This is a genomic window from Saprospiraceae bacterium, assembly GCA_016715965.1.
GTDB lineage: Bacteria > Bacteroidota > Bacteroidia > Chitinophagales > Saprospiraceae > Vicinibacter.
In genome coordinates this window covers 1,875,256-1,893,210 of sequence record JADJXG010000001.1, presented here as the reverse complement: position 1 = coordinate 1,893,210, position 17,955 = coordinate 1,875,256, and the positions used below count along the sequence as shown (strand labels likewise).

Annotated in this window: 15 protein-coding genes; 6 read left to right on the top strand and 9 right to left on the bottom strand. The window is 39.9% G+C overall.

Features of this window, described 5'->3' with window-relative positions:
* Positions 1-133 precede the first annotated feature (133 nt).
* From IPM48_07150 to IPM48_07130, 5 genes are all read left to right on the top strand, one after another.
* Positions 134-2,224, top strand: coding sequence for a carboxy terminal-processing peptidase (locus tag IPM48_07150; GenBank protein MBK9271358.1), 2,091 nt, complete (start codon positions 134-136; stop codon positions 2,222-2,224).
* 297 nt (positions 2,225-2,521) lie between these two features.
* Entirely contained in the window at positions 2,522-4,939 is a 2,418-nt protein-coding gene (gene lon, locus IPM48_07145) for an endopeptidase La (protein MBK9271357.1), read from the top strand.
* A gap of 145 nt (positions 4,940-5,084) precedes the next feature.
* Positions 5,085-7,961 carry an aminomethyl-transferring glycine dehydrogenase gene (gene gcvP, locus IPM48_07140; protein ID MBK9271356.1) on the top strand — a complete coding sequence of 959 codons (2,877 nt, stop codon included), beginning with the start codon at positions 5,085-5,087 and terminating at the stop codon, positions 7,959-7,961.
* 24 nt (positions 7,962-7,985) lie between these two features.
* Positions 7,986-8,594: a DUF4254 domain-containing protein gene (locus IPM48_07135; protein MBK9271355.1), complete on the top strand. Its 609-nt coding sequence runs from the start codon at positions 7,986-7,988 to the stop codon at positions 8,592-8,594.
* A gap of 3 nt (positions 8,595-8,597) precedes the next feature.
* Entirely contained in the window at positions 8,598-9,644 is a 1,047-nt protein-coding gene (locus tag IPM48_07130) for a glycosyltransferase family 9 protein (protein MBK9271354.1), read from the top strand.
* A 51-nt stretch (positions 9,645-9,695) separates the two neighbouring features.
* Here the strand turns inward: IPM48_07130 and IPM48_07125 are convergent, their stop codons facing one another.
* The 8 genes from IPM48_07125 to IPM48_07090 form a co-directional block, all read right to left on the bottom strand.
* Positions 9,696-10,463, bottom strand: coding sequence for an ABC transporter permease subunit (locus IPM48_07125; protein ID MBK9271353.1), 768 nt, complete (start codon positions 10,461-10,463; stop codon positions 9,696-9,698).
* A gap of 7 nt (positions 10,464-10,470) precedes the next feature.
* The gene (locus tag IPM48_07120; GenBank protein MBK9271352.1) at positions 10,471-11,184 is read right to left on the bottom strand and encodes an ABC transporter ATP-binding protein; all 714 of its coding nucleotides are present in this window, start codon (positions 11,182-11,184) and stop codon (positions 10,471-10,473) included.
* Positions 11,177-12,409, bottom strand: coding sequence for a nitrous oxide reductase family maturation protein NosD (gene nosD, locus IPM48_07115; GenBank protein MBK9271351.1), 1,233 nt, complete (start codon positions 12,407-12,409; stop codon positions 11,177-11,179). The genes IPM48_07120 and nosD overlap by 8 nt, the downstream gene beginning before the upstream one ends.
* A gap of 3 nt (positions 12,410-12,412) precedes the next feature.
* On the bottom strand, positions 12,413-12,826 hold the full coding sequence (locus IPM48_07110; protein MBK9271350.1) for a nitrous oxide reductase accessory protein NosL: 414 nt from the start codon (positions 12,824-12,826) through the stop codon (positions 12,413-12,415).
* Positions 12,826-13,422 carry a hypothetical protein gene (locus IPM48_07105; GenBank protein ID MBK9271349.1) on the bottom strand — a complete coding sequence of 199 codons (597 nt, stop codon included), beginning with the start codon at positions 13,420-13,422 and terminating at the stop codon, positions 12,826-12,828. Before IPM48_07105 ends, IPM48_07110 begins: the two co-directional genes overlap by 1 nt.
* A 66-nt stretch (positions 13,423-13,488) precedes the next feature.
* Positions 13,489-14,043 (bottom strand): fasciclin domain-containing protein, encoded by a 555-nt coding sequence (locus tag IPM48_07100; GenBank protein ID MBK9271348.1) that lies wholly within the window; start codon positions 14,041-14,043, stop codon positions 13,489-13,491.
* Between the two features lie 119 nt (positions 14,044-14,162).
* Positions 14,163-16,142, bottom strand: a complete 1,980-nt coding sequence (gene nosZ, locus IPM48_07095; protein ID MBK9271347.1) for a Sec-dependent nitrous-oxide reductase — start codon at positions 16,140-16,142, stop codon at positions 14,163-14,165.
* Positions 16,143-16,169: 27 nt separating this feature from the next.
* Positions 16,170-16,628 (bottom strand): c-type cytochrome, encoded by a 459-nt coding sequence (locus IPM48_07090; GenBank protein MBK9271346.1) that lies wholly within the window; start codon positions 16,626-16,628, stop codon positions 16,170-16,172.
* Positions 16,629-16,897: 269 nt separating this feature from the next.
* Between IPM48_07090 and IPM48_07085 the strand changes: the two genes are divergently transcribed.
* Positions 16,898-17,338: an Rrf2 family transcriptional regulator gene (locus tag IPM48_07085; protein ID MBK9271345.1), complete on the top strand. Its 441-nt coding sequence runs from the start codon at positions 16,898-16,900 to the stop codon at positions 17,336-17,338.
* Position 17,339: 1 nt separating this feature from the next.
* On the opposite strand, the gene IPM48_07080 is transcribed toward IPM48_07085, so the two are convergent.
* On the bottom strand, positions 17,340-17,696 hold the full coding sequence (locus IPM48_07080) for a DUF4286 family protein (protein ID MBK9271344.1): 357 nt from the start codon (positions 17,694-17,696) through the stop codon (positions 17,340-17,342).
* Positions 17,697-17,955: the final 259 nt, after the last annotated feature.

Here is a 17,955-nt window from a genome sequence, read left to right as displayed (position 1 = left end):
ATTTTGCCCTTGCTTCTCAACCTTTAAGAAAGCTGTGCCTTTATAGTTAAATTTATCAAAAAGCAGATAAAAATTGTAATGGTCGCAGACCTTTAATTGTTCTTGGGAATACACATAGAAAATGAAAAAAGTGATGAATTCGAAAAAAACATGGTTTTTTGTTGTGCCCATTTTGATGGGCCTGTTTTATTTTACCACCCAATGCCGCCCATCTCACCCGCCGGGCTCCAAGGAGCAATTGCTCCTGCAACTAATTTACAAACAAAGTCAGGCTTATCATTACCAGCCACCTGTCATTGATGATTCCTTTAGCGCAAAGGCCTATGAGCAATACCTCAAAAATATGGATTCAGGGAAGAGGTTTTTGACCAAAGAAGATCTCCAAAAATTGGAAAAGTACAAATCACTTATGGATGATCACTTTCGCGAAGGCAATTTAGAGATGTTTGACAAATCCGTCGAATTGCTGCAAAATGCCATCAAGAAAGTTGAGAAGTATTACATTGAAATATTGGATTCGAAATTCAAATTGGATGCTTCAGGAGAAATTGAAATGGATGCCGACAAAAGGGATTGGGCTTCCAACGACCGTGAGTTGAGAGAATTCTGGCAAAAAACCCTGCAATACGATTTTTTGTCCAGGTACTATGATGCGATGTATCCGGAAGAAGGTAAAAAAGAAGAAAGGCCCCAGGATTCTGTTGTGCTTGGGATCAAAAACGACATCAAAGAGAGCATGGCCAATTGGTTTAAAAGGATGAACCAACTGACAAGGGCCGATCGATTTGAGATTTACGTCAATACCCTGATTCATATTTATGATCCTCACACTGATTTTCTAAATCCAAAGGATAAGGAAGATTTTAACATCAATATGTCCGGAAAACTGGAAGGAATTGGTGCCAGACTTCAGACCGAAAAAGAATACACCAAGGTCAGTTCGATCGTGCCGGGTGGTCCTGCCTGGAAACAAAAAGAACTTGAAACCAATGATATCATAATGGGTGTTCAACAAAAGGATAAGGAGATGGTGGACATCAAAGGAATGTTGATTGATGAGGTGGTTAAAATGATACGGGGTAAAAAAGGTACAGAAGTCACACTGAAAGTAAAGAAAAAAGATGGTCTCATCAAAGAGATTACGATTCTTAGAGATGAAGTGATGATGGACGAGGGATTTGCCAGGTCTGCTCTCTTAAAATACGATCAAATAGAAGGGACCGTCGGTTATTTGAATTTGCCGAGATTTTATGCAGATTTTGAAAATCCAAATGGAGCCAGTTGTGCCAGAGATGTTCAAAAGGAAATCAGGAAATTAAAAGCAGAAGGTGTCCAAAGTCTTATTTTTGATCTTCGCAACAACGGAGGCGGCTCTTTGCAGGAAGTCGTGGAAATGGCCGGACTGTTTTTTGAAAAAGGACCTGTCGTCCAGGTAAAGGATAAGGATCGCGTAAGTCCATACCAGGACACCGACCCGGGTGTAGAATTTGAAGGTCCAATGGTGGTTTTGGTCAATGGTTATTCTGCATCCGCTTCTGAGATTCTTGCGGCCTGTTTGCAAGATTATAAAAGAGCAGTCATCATTGGCAATGGCTCCACCTTTGGAAAAGGTACTGTACAGCGATTTATTAATTTGGACAGAATTCCAGGTAATGATGAGTACAAACCTCTGGGTGAAATGAAAATCACCATCCAGAAATATTATCGCGTGAACGGTGGGTCTGTTCAATTGAAGGGAGTCGAGCCAGATATTGTTCTTCCTGAATTGTATTCCTATGTGGAAACTGGCGAAAAGGAATACGACAACTCCATGCCTTACGATGTCATCAAGAGTTTGGATTCTTATCAAAATACCTTTGTCATATCAAATCTTGACGAAATCAAAAAAAAGAGCAAGGAAAGGGTTTTAAAACAAATAGAATTTCAAAAGGCAGACCAGCAAGCAAAACTGTTAAAAGAGCTTAGAGACAAAACGAAATATTTATTGGATTTTGCCCAGTTTAAAAAAGAAATGGAAGTCAGAAAATCCACTTCAAAAATATACGATGATGAGGTCAGAAAACCCATCGAATCTTTAAAAACTGAAAACCTGCAAGCTGATTTGACCTATATTCAATCCGATACATCCCGAACTACCAGGAATGAGGATTTTCTCAATTACATTAAAAAAGACATTTATATTGCAGAGTCTATAAAGGTGCTTTCTGACATCAGGGACCGATAAGAATCAATTCCAAAATCAGTAAATGAGAGGGGTCGTACAAACTCATGATGTACGGCCCTTTTTCGTGATCTGACCCAATTGCGTGTCACCCAATTATGTGAAAGTGGACTTTTTGTCAGATGGGCATAATTGTCCATTTTTTTTATGTAATAAATTGATTTACAATATATTATTAATATTATTGTAAATTCATTGATTGGTTTTCCTGACATTCGAACCGGATGGCACGAAGCTTGTCCTAAGTATTGCAATTATTCACAGATCAAACTGAATTTGATCCTTACAGCAACCAGTACCATGCAAAACAATCTATATTACTTGAGTTCGGAAATTTTAGAAGACGTCGAAATGTTGCCTTTTGTAGCGGTCTCTGAAGAAGAGGAGGCAGGAAAAAATGAAATTTTCGGGGACTTAATGCCTGTTATGCCTCTGAAGAATACCATTTTATTTCCAGGTGTGATTATTCCGATCACAGTGGGCAGGGATAAATCCATCCGAGCCTTGAGTAAATCCAACGAAACAGACAAGTTTATAGCTGTACTTACCCAAAAAGACAGCAAAACGGAAAATCCCGGTTTCAGTGATTTATATTCTACCGGCACTATCGCAAGAATTGTGAAAATGTTAAAAATGCCCGATGGTAGTCAAACGGTCATACTCCAGGGAAGAAAAAGGTTTACGGTCGAAAACGTAGTGAGCGAAAATCCATTTTTAGAAGCAAGGATCGTTCTTCGTTCTTACACAAAGTCCGAGAGAAAACTGGAATACGAGGCAATGATCAAAACGATTCAGGAGCAATCCAAACGCATCATCGAATTGTCCCCGCAAATACCCAATGAAGCACAACTACTCCTGCGCAATATTGACAATGACAGATTTCTTTTAAATTTTATTTCTTCCAATCTCAACATTAGCATAGACCAAAAACAAAGTCTATTAGAGACCGACGATTTATTTGGCAAAGCAGAAAAAATCATGTTACATCTGAGTGATGACCTCAAATTATTGGAGGTCAAAGATCAGATTGAATCGAAAGTAAGGGGTGATCTGGAAAAACAGCAAAGAGATTATTATCTCAATCAACAATTGAAAACCATCCAGGAAGAGCTTGGACATGACCCTCATGAGCAGGACCTTGTTGAGCTAAAAGAAAAAGCTTCTAAAAAGAAATGGAGTAAATCGAATGCAGAGCATTTTGAAAAAGAACTCAATAAATTGCAGAGAATGAATCCCCAGGTGGCAGAATATTCTGTCCAGATGAATTATCTGGAAACCCTGATTGATCTTCCCTGGAATGAATATACCAAAGACCGTTATGACATTGATCACATCCGAAAGGTCCTGGATAAGGATCACTATGGTCTGGAAAAAGTCAAAGAAAGAATCATTGAACACCTTGCTGTCTTAAAACTAAAAGGCGATATGAAGGCCCCCATCCTATGTTTGACAGGACCTCCGGGTGTGGGTAAAACGTCTTTGGGTAAATCCATCGCCAAAGCCCTCAACCGCAAATTTGTCCGAATGTCATTGGGTGGATTGCATGATGAATCTGAAATTCGGGGACATCGCAAAACCTATATCGGTGCCATGCCGGGTCGTATCATTCAAGCCATCCGCAAAGCAGGATCGTCCAATCCTGTTTTTATCCTGGATGAAATAGACAAATTGGGTAAAGATTTTAGGGGTGATCCGTCTTCCGCCCTTCTGGAAGTTTTGGATCCAGAGCAAAATTCTACGTTCCATGACAACTATCTCGAGCAGGAATACGATCTATCCAAGGTCTTGTTTATCGCCACCTCCAACGCTTTGAGCAGTATCCAACCCGCTCTGTTGGATAGAATGGAGATTATCGAAATACAGGGTTATTCTCTGGAGGAAAAATTGGAGATCGCCATAAAACATCAATTGCCAGCCATAGCAGAGGAACATGGTTTAAAACCAAAACAAATAAAGATATCGCGGGAAACCATCAGCCACATCATCGAAGAATACACCCGCGAATCAGGAGTGCGGTCTCTTGGAAGACAATTGGCCTCCATCATGAGGAAAGCGGCTCTGGAGGTTGCCATGCACAAAGCAAAGCAAGTGAGCTTCCAACCTGAAGATCTCAAAAATATTTTGGGCGTCCAAAAATTTAACAATGACCAGTATCAGGAGAATCTTCCTGCCGGTGTTGCCATTGGATTGGCCTGGACCAGGGTCGGAGGTGATATTTTGTACATTGAGACTTCTATTTCAAAAGGCAAAGGAAAAATGATCCTTACCGGAAATCTGGGAGATGTGATGAAGGAATCAGCCAGTACTGCCATTTCTTTTGTCAAAGCTCATTCATCAGAATTAAACATCGAAGATGATTTCTTTGAAAACCATGACATTCACATCCATGTGCCGGAAGGGGCCATACCCAAAGATGGACCTTCTGCGGGTATCACCATGTTATCCGCTGTAACATCTTGTATCATTAAGAAACCTTTGAAATCTCATCTGGCAATGACCGGGGAAATCACCCTTAGGGGAAGGGTTTTGCCGGTAGGAGGCATCAAAGAGAAAGTATTGGCTGCCAAAAGAGCTGGTATCAACACCATCATGCTTTGTATTGAAAACAAGCCAAATGTAGAAGAAATACCTGCTGACCATCTGAAAGGATTGGAATTCGTTTATGTCAAAGACATGCATGAAGTCCTTCATTTTGGACTTGGAATTTCAAAATTCTAGTATAAGGGCTTATTAATCAGGGAGAATTCGTGATTTGATTCAGCCTGGGTTTTTTTGAGAAAAATTCCTTCTGGAGAGTTGTTTTTTTGGGCTTGTTGTTCAGACAAGATTAATTTTGCAGACTTTTTAATCAACATTGCATTTTATGAATCCTTTTGCACGCACAGATAAGTTTGAAACAAGACATATTGGCACCCTCGGTGCTGATCTGGTGAGTATGCTCAGATCAATGGGTTTGAACAGCCCGGATCAGTTAATCCAAGAGACGATCCCGGCTCATATCAGGAGAACGGATCAAATGGATATACCGGAAGCCCTTTCTGAATTTGACTTCCTTCTGGAGCTCAAGAAGTTGGCAAATAAGAATAAATCATTTAAGAGCTACATAGGTCAGGGATATTTTGGAACCGTTACCCCTTCGGTGATCGCAAGAAACGTTTTCCAGAATCCGGGATGGTACACCCAATACACCCCTTATCAGGCTGAAATTGCGCAGGGAAGACTTGAAGCACTGTTGAATTTTCAGACCATGGTATCTGATCTGACCGGACTTCCGATAGCAAATGCGTCTCTTTTGGATGAAGGCACTGCGGCGGCTGAAGCAATGCTGATGTTCTATCACGCCAAAGCTGGAAGAAATAAGGAACAATCACCCAATGTTTTTTATGTTGATACAAATATTTACAAACAGACTTTGTCCGTGCTCCAATCGAGGGCCTGGCCAAACAAGATCAAAATAATAAGTGGTGATGTTCACAAGGACCCAATCCCAGAAAATTGCTTCGGGGTATTGATTCAATATCCCAATAGCCAGGGATCTGTTGAAGATTACAAAGTACTTATTCAAAAATGCAGGGAAAAGTCCTGTCATGTAGCCATGGCAACTGATTTGATGGCACTTTGTCTATTAAAATCCCCGGGTGAATTGGGAGCGGATGTCGCATTGGGCAATAGCCAGAGAATGGGTGTTCCTTTGGGGTTTGGAGGTCCACATGCTGCGTTTTTCGCCACCAGGGAGGATTTTAAAAGAGATCTTCCAGGTAGAATCATTGGCGTTTCCATTGATGAATTTGGTAATCGTGCCCTCAGAATGGCCCTTCAAACCAGAGAGCAACACATTCGGAGAGAAAAGGCTACTTCGAATATATGTACCGCACAGGCTTTGCTTGCCATCATGGCTTCAATGTATGCGGTGTACCATGGACCCGAAGGACTCTACCGCATCAGCAGAAGGATTCATGACATGGCTTGTAGTCTTGCCGATGCTTTGGTGGGTCTTGGTTATGTTCTCCAGTCCGGAAATTTCTTCGACACCATTTGCATTCAGCTAAGTTCAGATCAAATGAAATCTGTCCGCCTAGAAGCTGAGAAAAGATCGATCAATTTTTGGTACACAGATTCTCATGTTCAGATTTCTTTGGATGAATCTACCACCGAAGATGAATTAAAAACAATTTGTTCAGTATTTGCCAAAGTAGCTGGAAAATCTGATCCGCTTTTAATTCCAGCCACCAAAATTGCCCTGCCGGATTCTTTGATCAGAACTTCAGATTATTTGACCCATCCTATTTTCAATACCAAACATACTGAATCAGCCATGATGAGGTATATCAAAAGTTTGGAAAACAAAGATCTTTCACTGGTGCATTCGATGATTTCACTTGGATCATGTACCATGAAACTGAATGCGGCAACGGAATTAATACCTGTCAGTTGGCCTGAGTTTAGCAATGTGCATCCTTTTGTCCCTGCAGACCAGGTAGAGGGGTATCTCACAATGATTCACCAACTGGAAGAATATCTATGCCAGGTTACCGGATTTTCTGCCTGTTCCCTGCAACCAAATTCAGGGGCACAGGGAGAATTTGCAGGTTTGTTGACCATAAAAGCATACCATGAATCGAGAGGAGAACACCATCGGAAGATTGCCCTGATTCCTGCATCAGCCCACGGCACAAATCCTGCCTCTGCTGTGGTGGCGGGAATGGATGTGGTGGTGACCGCATGTGATGAAAATGGAAATATCATCGTCGAAGACATTCGGGCAAAAGCAGAATTACACAAAGATCAATTGGCTTGTCTGATGGTCACCTATCCATCCACACACGGAGTTTTTGAAACTGCTATACAGGAGATTTGTCAAATCGTACATGATTTTGGAGGATTGGTTTATATGGATGGGGCCAATATGAATGCCCAGGTCGGCTTGACCAGTCCCGCAGTCATTGGTGCAGATGTTTGTCATTTGAATTTACACAAGACATTTGCCATTCCTCATGGCGGTGGCGGTCCGGGTATGGGGCCAATTTGTGTGAATGACAAATTAAAGCCATTTTTACCTGGACATCCCTACATGGATATATTGAATTCAAATACAAGCGTACCCGCTGTATCCGCTGCTCCTTATGGTTCTGCTAGTATCTTGATCATTTCGTATGCATACATTCGAATGTTGGGACCCTCAGGAATGACCAAAGCCACGGTTCACGCTATTTTGAATGCAAACTACATTGCCCATCGTCTTGGAAAAAGATACAAAGTACTTTACAAAGGAGAAAAAGGACGGGTGGCCCACGAATTGATTTTAGATCTAAGACCGTACAAAGATCTTGGAGTTTCTGCAGAAGATGTTGCCAAGAGATTGATGGATTATGGATTTCACGCACCTACTCTTTCTTTTCCTGTAGCTGGAACCATCATGATCGAACCAACCGAATCAGAAAATCTGGAAGAGTTGGATCGTTTTTGTGATGCTTTACTCAGCATTCACGATGAAATTGATGAAGTGGCCAGAGGAGAATATCCGGCAGAAGACAATGTATTGCACAATGCTCCGCATACGGCCAGTTTGCTTACCGCAGATGTCTGGACCAAACCATACAGCCGTCAGAAAGCTGCATATCCTTTGGCTTATCTCACTCCTACCAACAAGTTTTGGCCAACGGTGAGCAGGGTCAACAATGCCCATGGAGACAGAAACCTGGTGTGCACCTGTCCACCCATCGAAGAATACATGAGATAATTCAACATCCATAAAAAACGGATCTTGATCACCGCCGAATACTGTTGCAGCATCTTTTCTCAGGTCATTGAGAACTATCATGTCAAAAATGATGTCAATCAAAGCTATCCATGGGGCGAAGAACTTTCAAGCATTCAGCAAATGCTCACAAGAAAATCATGGATCGATACCATCCAATGGCATCTTGAGGACATCATACGAAGACCCGATCTAAGGCCGGAAGAGTTTATTCAAATCAAACGCAAGATCGACTTATCCAACCAGGACCGAACTGACCTCGTTGAAAAAATAGACGATTGGTTTCAAAAGGAAATGGAAAATGTGAAAATGATCCCTCACCCAAGGTTAAATACCGAAACACCCGCCTGGGCCATCGATCGTCTGTCCATCCTGATGTTGAAAATTTATCACATGGATGAACAAACCAAAAGAGTCGATGCAGATTTAAACCATTTGCGAATGTGTCAGGAAAAACTTTCTGTGCTAATGATGCAAAAACTGGACCTTTGTGAAAGCATCAATCATCTTATATCAGAAATTCAGAACGGACAGACTGTTTTAAAGCTGTACAGACAAATGAAAATGTACAACGACCCCACTACCAATCCTGAATTGTATCAACGCAAATCCTGATCGATGAAAATTCTGGTCATCAGGTTTTCTGCAATGGGCGATGTTGTTTTGTGCCATCCTGTGATTAGAGAATTGATGCGTACACATCCAGATATCAGCATGGATTTTCTGACCAAATCCGGATTAGAATTTGCAATGGAAGAAATTCCGCGAGTCAGAACCATTGGTATAAAATTTAATAAAGGGTATCGAGGATTTCTTGATTTAATAAAATTGGTACGTGCATTAAAGCTCCATAATTATGAGGCTGTTATCGATTTACACGGGAGTATAAGGTCCAGACTTATTTGCCTCCTTCTGTCAGGAATAAATGGATCTGTTTTTCGAATAGACAAAGGAAAGCGGGAAAAAAAATCCAGACTGGGTAATATGATCGCTCAAAATTCAAATCTGAGACATCATGTTTTAAGATATCGTGATGTTTTTGCCAAAGCAGGATTTCAGTTGACCAATCATATCGCTACATATTCAAATTACAGATGGCCTGTAAATCCAGAAATCAATCAAAAATTACAAACAACCATTGAAAATCAAAAATGGTCTGAGCATAAAAAAATTGGAATCGCCCCATTTGCAAAACACGTTTGGAAAGAGTGGGACAAAACAGAAATGCTGATAGACCATCTTATAAAAAATAATCGAGGGATTCTTATTTTTTTGTTTGGCGCAGGCGAAGCAGAATTATCCAGAATGAGATCCTGGCAAAGGAAATCCCCCACTCAAATCATCCTTGTGAGTGACTATTTTAACATAAAAGAGCAGATCCATTTTTTTTCGAAACTAGATATCCTCCTTACCATGGATTCCGCCAACATGCATTTGGCAAATCTGTCTGAAATACCAAAAATAATTTCCATCTGGGGGCCTACCCATCCCTACTTGGGTTTTGGACCCATAGATGAAGAAAGGAATGTACTTATCCAGGAATCTGTCGAATCCTTGAGCTGCCGTCCCTGCTCAGTATTTGGTCAGAAAGAATGTCATCGTGGCGATCATGCTTGTATGAAACGGATTGAATTGGAGGAACTGAAACTTCATTTAAATTTATAAGTTTATGACATCAGGTCGTTTCAGTTATACCGATGTCAATCGACAATCCTCCTAAAGGTCTTTTGTCCTGAATTTTCTGACAAACAGAACACAAGGAATTACAATCCAAAGTACCAACATCAACACGGTAAATATCAAACCAGTGCTTCCTGAAAAAAAATCTTTGTACAGCGCTCCGGTATAACCCATCAGTGCGCTGATATCCAGATGCAGCATCATAGATATTCTGCACAAGTCAATGGGATTTAATGCTGCTAAAAAAACAACCAGTTTTTCAAGTGGGTACTCACTAAAATTCAACATCAAACTAACTATCAGCACATCGTACAACATCGTCAGGTAAAACCACATCAACAATACATATCCAAGTCCTCTGGATTTGTCGTTGGTCAGTACAACCATCCACATGGAAATTGCTACACATGAAACAGATAACAATGCTGAAAGCAGAATGAGATAAATGATTTGGAACCCCGCCCCAAATAACAGGCACGGTACACCCAATCCAAACATAATACTCAGGGCAATACTGGAACCAACAGCAATAAATTCACTGACGATGATTTTCTCTCTCTTAAGAGGAAGACTCAACAATAATTCTTTAAACTCGTAAGAATTCCAATAATGATTGGCAGAAAAAAACATTGAAATCAAAGGCACCACAATAAAAATAATGTTCATCAAACTTAAAACGGCCTTATTTTGATTTTCATCCAGGTACATCAGGGAAAAAGAGACAATCAAAAAAAACAGAGTCAATCCCAGAATGACCTTGCTCTTTAATATATCCAGCAGGAAGTATTTAATGATTTTTAGCATACTTCTTTCAATTGGGATGCGTATTTAAATACCTTGCGATGGCTTTTCCAAGTCTTTCATGACCTGTAGATTGGATCAACTGGTCCATGGACAAATCAAATTTTACCTTGCCTTCCTGAAGATAATTAATTCGTGTAGTAAACTCCTCAAGATCGCTTAAAATATGTGAAGTGATGATCAGTAGTCTCTCTTTTGAAGGTAAAGATTTTATTTTACTTTTCAGAATCTCCACCGATACCGGATCAAGCCCCGCAGTAGGTTCATCAAGAATCAATATATCAGGATTAAATAAAAATGCAAATGCTGCGTTCACTTTTTGCCGCGTACCACCGCTCAGATTTCTGAGCAATTTATCTTTGACAGCTTCTATTTTAAACTCTTTGAATAAATCAAAATCTGAACTCCTTTCTTCCATCTGTCTTACATCCATCAGTATTTCCAATAACTCTGCTACTTTTAGATTGTCGGGAAAGCGACTGATCTGAGACATATAACCCAGATTTCTCCTATATTCTGAATCGCGCAAAATGGATTTTCCATCCAATCTGATATCTCCCGAGCTTGGAAACACAAGTCCCAATATGCACTTTAGCAAAGTAGTCTTTCCAGAACCATTTGGTCCAATCAATGCAATAATTTCACCTTTGTTCCATTGCATCGAAATACCAGTCAAGGCTTTCATTCGAAGAAATTGCTTGTGTATATCAGATATCTCAATCATTGTTAATAATATACTTGACGGAAGGGGCATTGTCTTTCAAATCAACTGGTGTCAAAATGGGAATAACCCTTTCGACCTGATCCAGAATAGAGATTAAAACGCTCCTTAATAAAATAAGAAAGGCAGGATTTTGTTCGACCAAAACAGAATACAAACTGACAGGATGATAGGGTTGGTCGCCAATGCCATCCTTATTTAAATCATATCCTGCATACCGATCCCAATAGTTGCTGTCAAACTTGTTCAGAACCAATGTGCCGTTGCATGATACATCGAAACTATTGTGAATGAAATTATTTCTTTTGATCTCATTGTCATTGCAATTGGCTTGAACCCTAAGTGCCCATCCATTCTCCTTAAACAAATTGGCCTCAATAATACACCGGTTTGATCCTTCCATAAATATACCCGAGGAATTTTTCACAAACTGATTCCCTACCATTCTGCTATCCGTGATGTCTTTTAATAAAATCCCAAAAGAGGATGGTCCCCAGTTTTCTCTAAAAAAATTATCCTGCATCAAAACATGCTTGGAATACATCACCGCCACGCCAGCTCCGTTTTTGACAAACTGATTGTGAAAATAAGTATTGCTATGGCTAAACATAAAATGCAAGCCATAGCGTATATTGGAATGACTGTTGTTATTAAAAATATAGGAATCAGAAACAAATTCAAAATAAATACCGTCTCTATGTCCTCTGCACTCATTGTTGAATACTTGGATGTGATCTGATTTCCAAATGTGAATGGCATTTCCGGTGTTTTGTTCCTTGTCCGGAGTACCATTGACCCTGCAATTGGAAATAATTCCATATGCACAATTTGAAATATGAATGCCAAAATATGAATCATAAATCTGACATTGGTCAATGACAAAGTACCGACCGCCGACCAACTTAATGGAAGCGTGGTCATTTGTGGCTGAATATCCACTGTTTCTAAAAATGAGATTGATCAGTGAAACATCGTCAGCACCAATGGTTAATATTTCATAAGCTTTCTCCCCATCCAGAATACATTTCCCCATACCTATGATGGTCAAACTTTTATCCACCACCATATTCCCTTCCTTATATCTGCCTTCTGCTATGAAAACCGTATCACCACAATTGGCCCTATCAATGGCATCCTTAATGGAGTTGCCCTTGCTGACGTACACAGAATTACAATACATGTTCTGGTAAAAGGCAAAACAACAAAAAAATGAAATCCAATGCTGCATTGCTTACTTACCTATTGTGCTCATCAATTCTGCCCAATTAAATTTTCTAATGGAGGAATCGAGGTAAATGACTGGAATCATGTCGTCCGAATGATAACATGCGAGATTAAAATTCATAGGGCTCTTAATTTTGGCTCCGGTAAGAAAGATTGCATTTTTCACATCTACAAAATCCTGCTCAGTGCCGTGTTTTATGACTAAGATATGAGCACAATCCTCTTGTTTGATGGCTCCGGATTTCAAAAATAATAACTGGCAACCTACATCATCAAATTTATATACTTTTCCCTTTTTTGTAACAATTTCCGCTGCAAAACCCTTTTCCATAATACCCATCTTACAGGTCTGGCACAGATCAGAACCATACTGAATCGGTTCGGGATCTACCGAACAAGAAACAAGGAATAATATCAACATCACTGGACTGATGCTGCAGAAAACTTTCGATAATACCATAAATGATAGATGTATATAAAAACAAACAATGATCCAACAATAATGACTATCCACGCACCAATATCAGGCAGTGAATAAGCATCAAAGTTAAGCAATCTTTTGTGACCAATTACAGGTGGTTGATAAGAAAATCCCGGGACTTTGATGGCGGCGGTTGGATCCAGATTATGTCCGTATTCATAACCCCATCTGTAAAAATCATAAAGGGTAAATAATCCCCCTACCATCGTCATGACAATGTACCAAAACAATACACTCAGTCTCCCTGCAAATGCAACCAGTAAACCCAACAGAAAAAAACCAATAATGACATATTTGATGATGACAAATTCCGGAAACATATCAACACTAATGTGTCGCATACCAATATAATGATTCAGACCATTGATGATGTCTATATCTCCTTTGAGATCATTGTGCCAGATTTTCATGGTTAATCCTTCGGGGTATTGGGGAGCAAAAAGGTCGATTCGCCAAATTGGAACGAACATGACCAATAACAATGGAAAAGAAAGTAGGGCAATCAACCATCTGAATTTTGGCAAAATTAATTTCATTTCGTAAAAGTGTATTGGTAAAAAAATGGATCACGAAGCCAATTGGACAAATCCAGCACTCAAGGATTATTTAGCTGGAGGCAATAGAACTCCATCTACGACATAGATCAAACCATTGGATGCTGTAATTGCAGCAATGACATTAACATGGTCATTGATTGTCAACTTATCGCCATTGATTTTAACGGTGATATTATCTCCATTGACCATGCCGATTGTTTGACCATCGCTTAAGTAATCTTGTCTGAAGACACCTACTGCCACATGGTATTCAAGAATATTTTGTAAGCTGGCTTTTTGTTCAGGTTTCACCAAGTTTTCGACGGTTCCAGGGGGAAGTTTTCCAAAAGCTTCATTTGTTGGTGCAAAAACTGTAAAAGGTCCTGCATTGGAAATATCATCTACATATTCTGCAGCCTTGAGGGCTGCGACCAAAGTAGTGTGATCTGCAGACCCAACTGCGATTTTTACAATGTCATTTTGAGATTCGTTGTCCTCGACAGCTTCCTGCCCTCCTTTGGATTCAAAATCTGTGGCAGGATTTTGTTGATTTTGAGATTGTGGATTGGTACAATTTAATTGAAACACCAATATGGACAATAGAAACATGATAGCTTTCATACATTTAAATTTATAGGAACAATTAGAAATTATTTGAGCACTTAAAAATTCCGGGAATGGATCATACAGAAAGACAAGACTGCATCATCCATCCCGGAAAAACTTAGTTACACAATCATTTACTGAGCGGGTTTATCTTTCTTTCCGCCGGTACTAAAGGTCAACGGTTGATTTGAGGCAGCAGGACTTACACGTATATACCCTTGCATTTCCTGATGAAGGGCAGAGCAAAAATCAGTACAATACATTGGAAAAACTCCAATTCTGTCAGGTTTCCACAAAAGGGTTTGCGTTTCTCCAGGCATAATCAACAATTCTGAATTGCTCGCCCCCTTAATGGCAAATCCGTGAGGTACATCCCAGTCTTGTTCCAGATTGGTCACATGAAAATAAACTTGATCTCCCATCCTTATACCTTCAATATTATCAGGAACAAAATGTGATCGGATGCTTGACATGTACACATGTACTTCATTTCCCTTTCTTTCTACCCTTGCTTGCTTTTCACCCAGTGCAGCATAAGGATGCTTATTGTCTTCCAGTTTAAAAATTTTCACACTTTTGGGTTTGATGAGTTCAGCCGGGATTGCTTCTGCATAATGAGGCTCTCCTATCGTTGGAAAATCCAATAACAACTTCATCTTGTCTCCTTCAATAGAATACAGCTGGGCACTTTGAGCCAATTCAGGTCCTGTGGGCAGGTACCTGTCTTTGGTGATTTTATTGTAAGCAATCACATACTTGCCCCAGGGTTTTTTGGTAGGACCACCTGGTACACATAAATGTCCGATGGAATAATACGTTGGAACCCTGTCCACAACGGTCAAATCACTTATCTTCCATTTTACGATTTCCGATGAAACAAAAAATGAGGTATACGCATATCCATTGTCATCAAACTCTGTATGCAATGGGCCAAGACCCGGTTTTGTCACCTCACCGTGTAAAACTGCATCATAATTCAGGACGGGAATGCCTTCATATTCAGTTTCAAAATTTTTCTGGTCAATGGCTGCTAAAATTTTGGTAAAAGAAAATACCGGAATAACCGCGGCGAGTTTTCCACTTCCAACGATATATTCGCCTGTGGGGTCTGTATCACATCCATGAGGAGATTTGGGACAAGGCATAAAATAAACCATTCCCGGCAAATCTTTGGGGTCTAAAACCAAAACCTCGGTTTTGATTTCACTGGTGGCAGTATGGGTGGATTCGTCAAAAACATTGTGGGCATATCGCACGGCTTTTTTTACACCTTTTCCTGCAGCAATATATTCCTCTGCTTTTTTCCAATTGACTGCCATCACAAAATCCTTGTCTTTCTGCGAAGCATTTACTTCCAGTAAAGTGTTCGCTTGCTCAGAATTATAACATGAAAAGAAAAACCAACCATGAGACTTAGCTTTTCCTGCTCTGGCAAGGTCAAAATTTACACCCGGCAATAAAATCTGGAAAGCGATATTCATTCTTCCATTGTCCTTGTTCACTGAAATAAAACTTACGGTGCCTTTAAAATTCTCCTTATAGGATTCTATGGGGACGTCAGTCTTACCATCCATTGGGACACTAAATCGGGTACCTGCCACCACATATTCAGTATTCTCAGTGATAAAAGGCGAAGAGTGATTGCCTCCACTGTTTGGTATTTCAATAATCTCATTGGTCCTGAAAGTGGTCAGGTCAATTCGGGCAATTCTGGGTGTATTGTTTGCGTTTCCAAACGCCCACTTACCATCGTGGATTCCATCTGTAGTGGACAATGCAGGATGGTGTAGATCATCCCAGGGCACAAAACCATGTGAAGTGTTTAGCATCGGCTTTGTTTCTTCCGAATAACCCCATCCTTTTTCCGGGTCCACAGAAAAAACGGGAATTACTCTAAACAAACGTCCTGATGGCAAACCATATACGGACATCTGTCCACTAAAACCCCCGGAAACAAAATTGTAAAACTCATCATATTGGCCTGGCGCAACATACGCTTTTAACGCAGCATCACCTTGCACAGCTGTTTGCATGCCTTTGGGTTTGCACGCTGACAATAAGAATAATGCAAGCATGCTGCCACCAATAATTGATTTAAAAATGATTGATTTCATAACTTCTAAATTTAAAATTGATTTTTACTATTTCTGACCATCATTGTGGAACATAAATTCCAATATATGTCTGGACTCTTCAGCACTGATGTTTTGATTGGGCATCCTGACAAGACACTGCTCCAGCAATTTCTGAGCCTCCTCATCTGTCTCCAACATGACATCAACATTGGTGATCATATTGATAATCCAGGCAGGTTTGCGCGTTTTGGTCACACCTGCCCAACCGGGACCAACCAATCTCTCCTCATTCAACCTATGGCATGCGAGACATTTTAATTCGTAAATGTTTTTACCACTGCTGACCCAATCCTGGTTCAAAGGATTGTTGAGTACAATGTCTTTGTCTTCCACCAAAGTCCCATGCACTTCCGGTTGGTTTTCTGACAATTTTGAAATATCCACAGGAGGAATTTCTTTTTTGACTCCTCCAGAACAGCCAATGAATAAGCTGCTAAGGACTGCCATTAATATAAAAAAAGGCATTTGATTTTTCATAACTAAGTTTTAAAATGAACAATAAAAAATAACAATGGACACGCCTATCCAGTATGAGATCGGACAATCTTAATTCACTCTCATCAAATGATTAAACCACCGCAAATTCCTCAGTAATAGATATCGTTATCCATTATTTTCACAAACAAAGGTAAACTCCAGTCAAAATGATGTCAATGATGGTGATCAGTTGGAAGATTGATTCTAATCACCGGTTAGAATTTAAAAGTTGGTATTTTTGCAGAACTGCACGATCTATGGTATTCACAAAAAGTTTTAGTTATATCATAAAGGTATTGATCTATATGGTAATTCACCACCGACAAACAAGGCTATTTGGCGCCAAAGAATTGTCTGATGAATTGGGCATTCCCATGGCTTTTATCTCGAAAAAACTTCGGACAATGGTTGATGCCGGTCTGCTGAATTCCTATAAAGGTCCTGGAGGTGGATTTGAAATAAAGGAGATCTGTTACATCACACCACTATCTGAGATATTGAAAATTTCTGACCACAAAGATTATTTTACAACCTGCGTTTTGCATTTCAGTAAATGCAATGCCAAAAAGCCATGCCCCATGCATCATTTGGTGGGTCCGGTCAATCAGGAGTTGAAAATATTGCTCGAAAAAACCACTCTGATGGATTTGTTGACTGGAAATCACCAAAAGCTTCTTCAACAGCTCCGGGGAAATTAAACTATGTTTCCCTTTTTCTGGGATAGAATTCTTCATTGACTTCCAGGATGGTTCTGAATGCAACGAATTGACCTGCAAATTTATCAATGTGCTTTTTTTGTAAAGCTGGTGCACAAAGGCTCATATATTGGTACAATGATTCCCGCGAATGACAATCATACAAAACGGAAAAGGTGACACCATCCTGATCGTCGGTATCCAATTTAGACATCCTGCATTTGATAAAATAACCGGTATCAAGTACTTCAGGGATATGCTTGGTCTTCATCCAATGAAGCCATTCCTCTGCTTTTTCTGGATTGATTTTTACAGTGACGTGGTACATCAACATAATTAGTGGTTCCTGACGAAAAGACAAAGTTACATTTTAAAACCCACAATCTACGTTGACCATCTTTCGAAAAGCAAAAGGAGGATTTTCTCTAGCTTTTATTAAAACGTTCCAGCTTATATTTCAAGGCGCAACAAAGACGGAAATCTGCAAATACAATTTATCTTTCTTTAATTCTCAGATTTGAATAGGGAAGGTATAAAGCATTTTTTGGATATAGCGCTTTAGCAGAAGCAATCTCTTCATTTGTTTTATTGCTCTGATTACATTTCAATTGACAATGGGA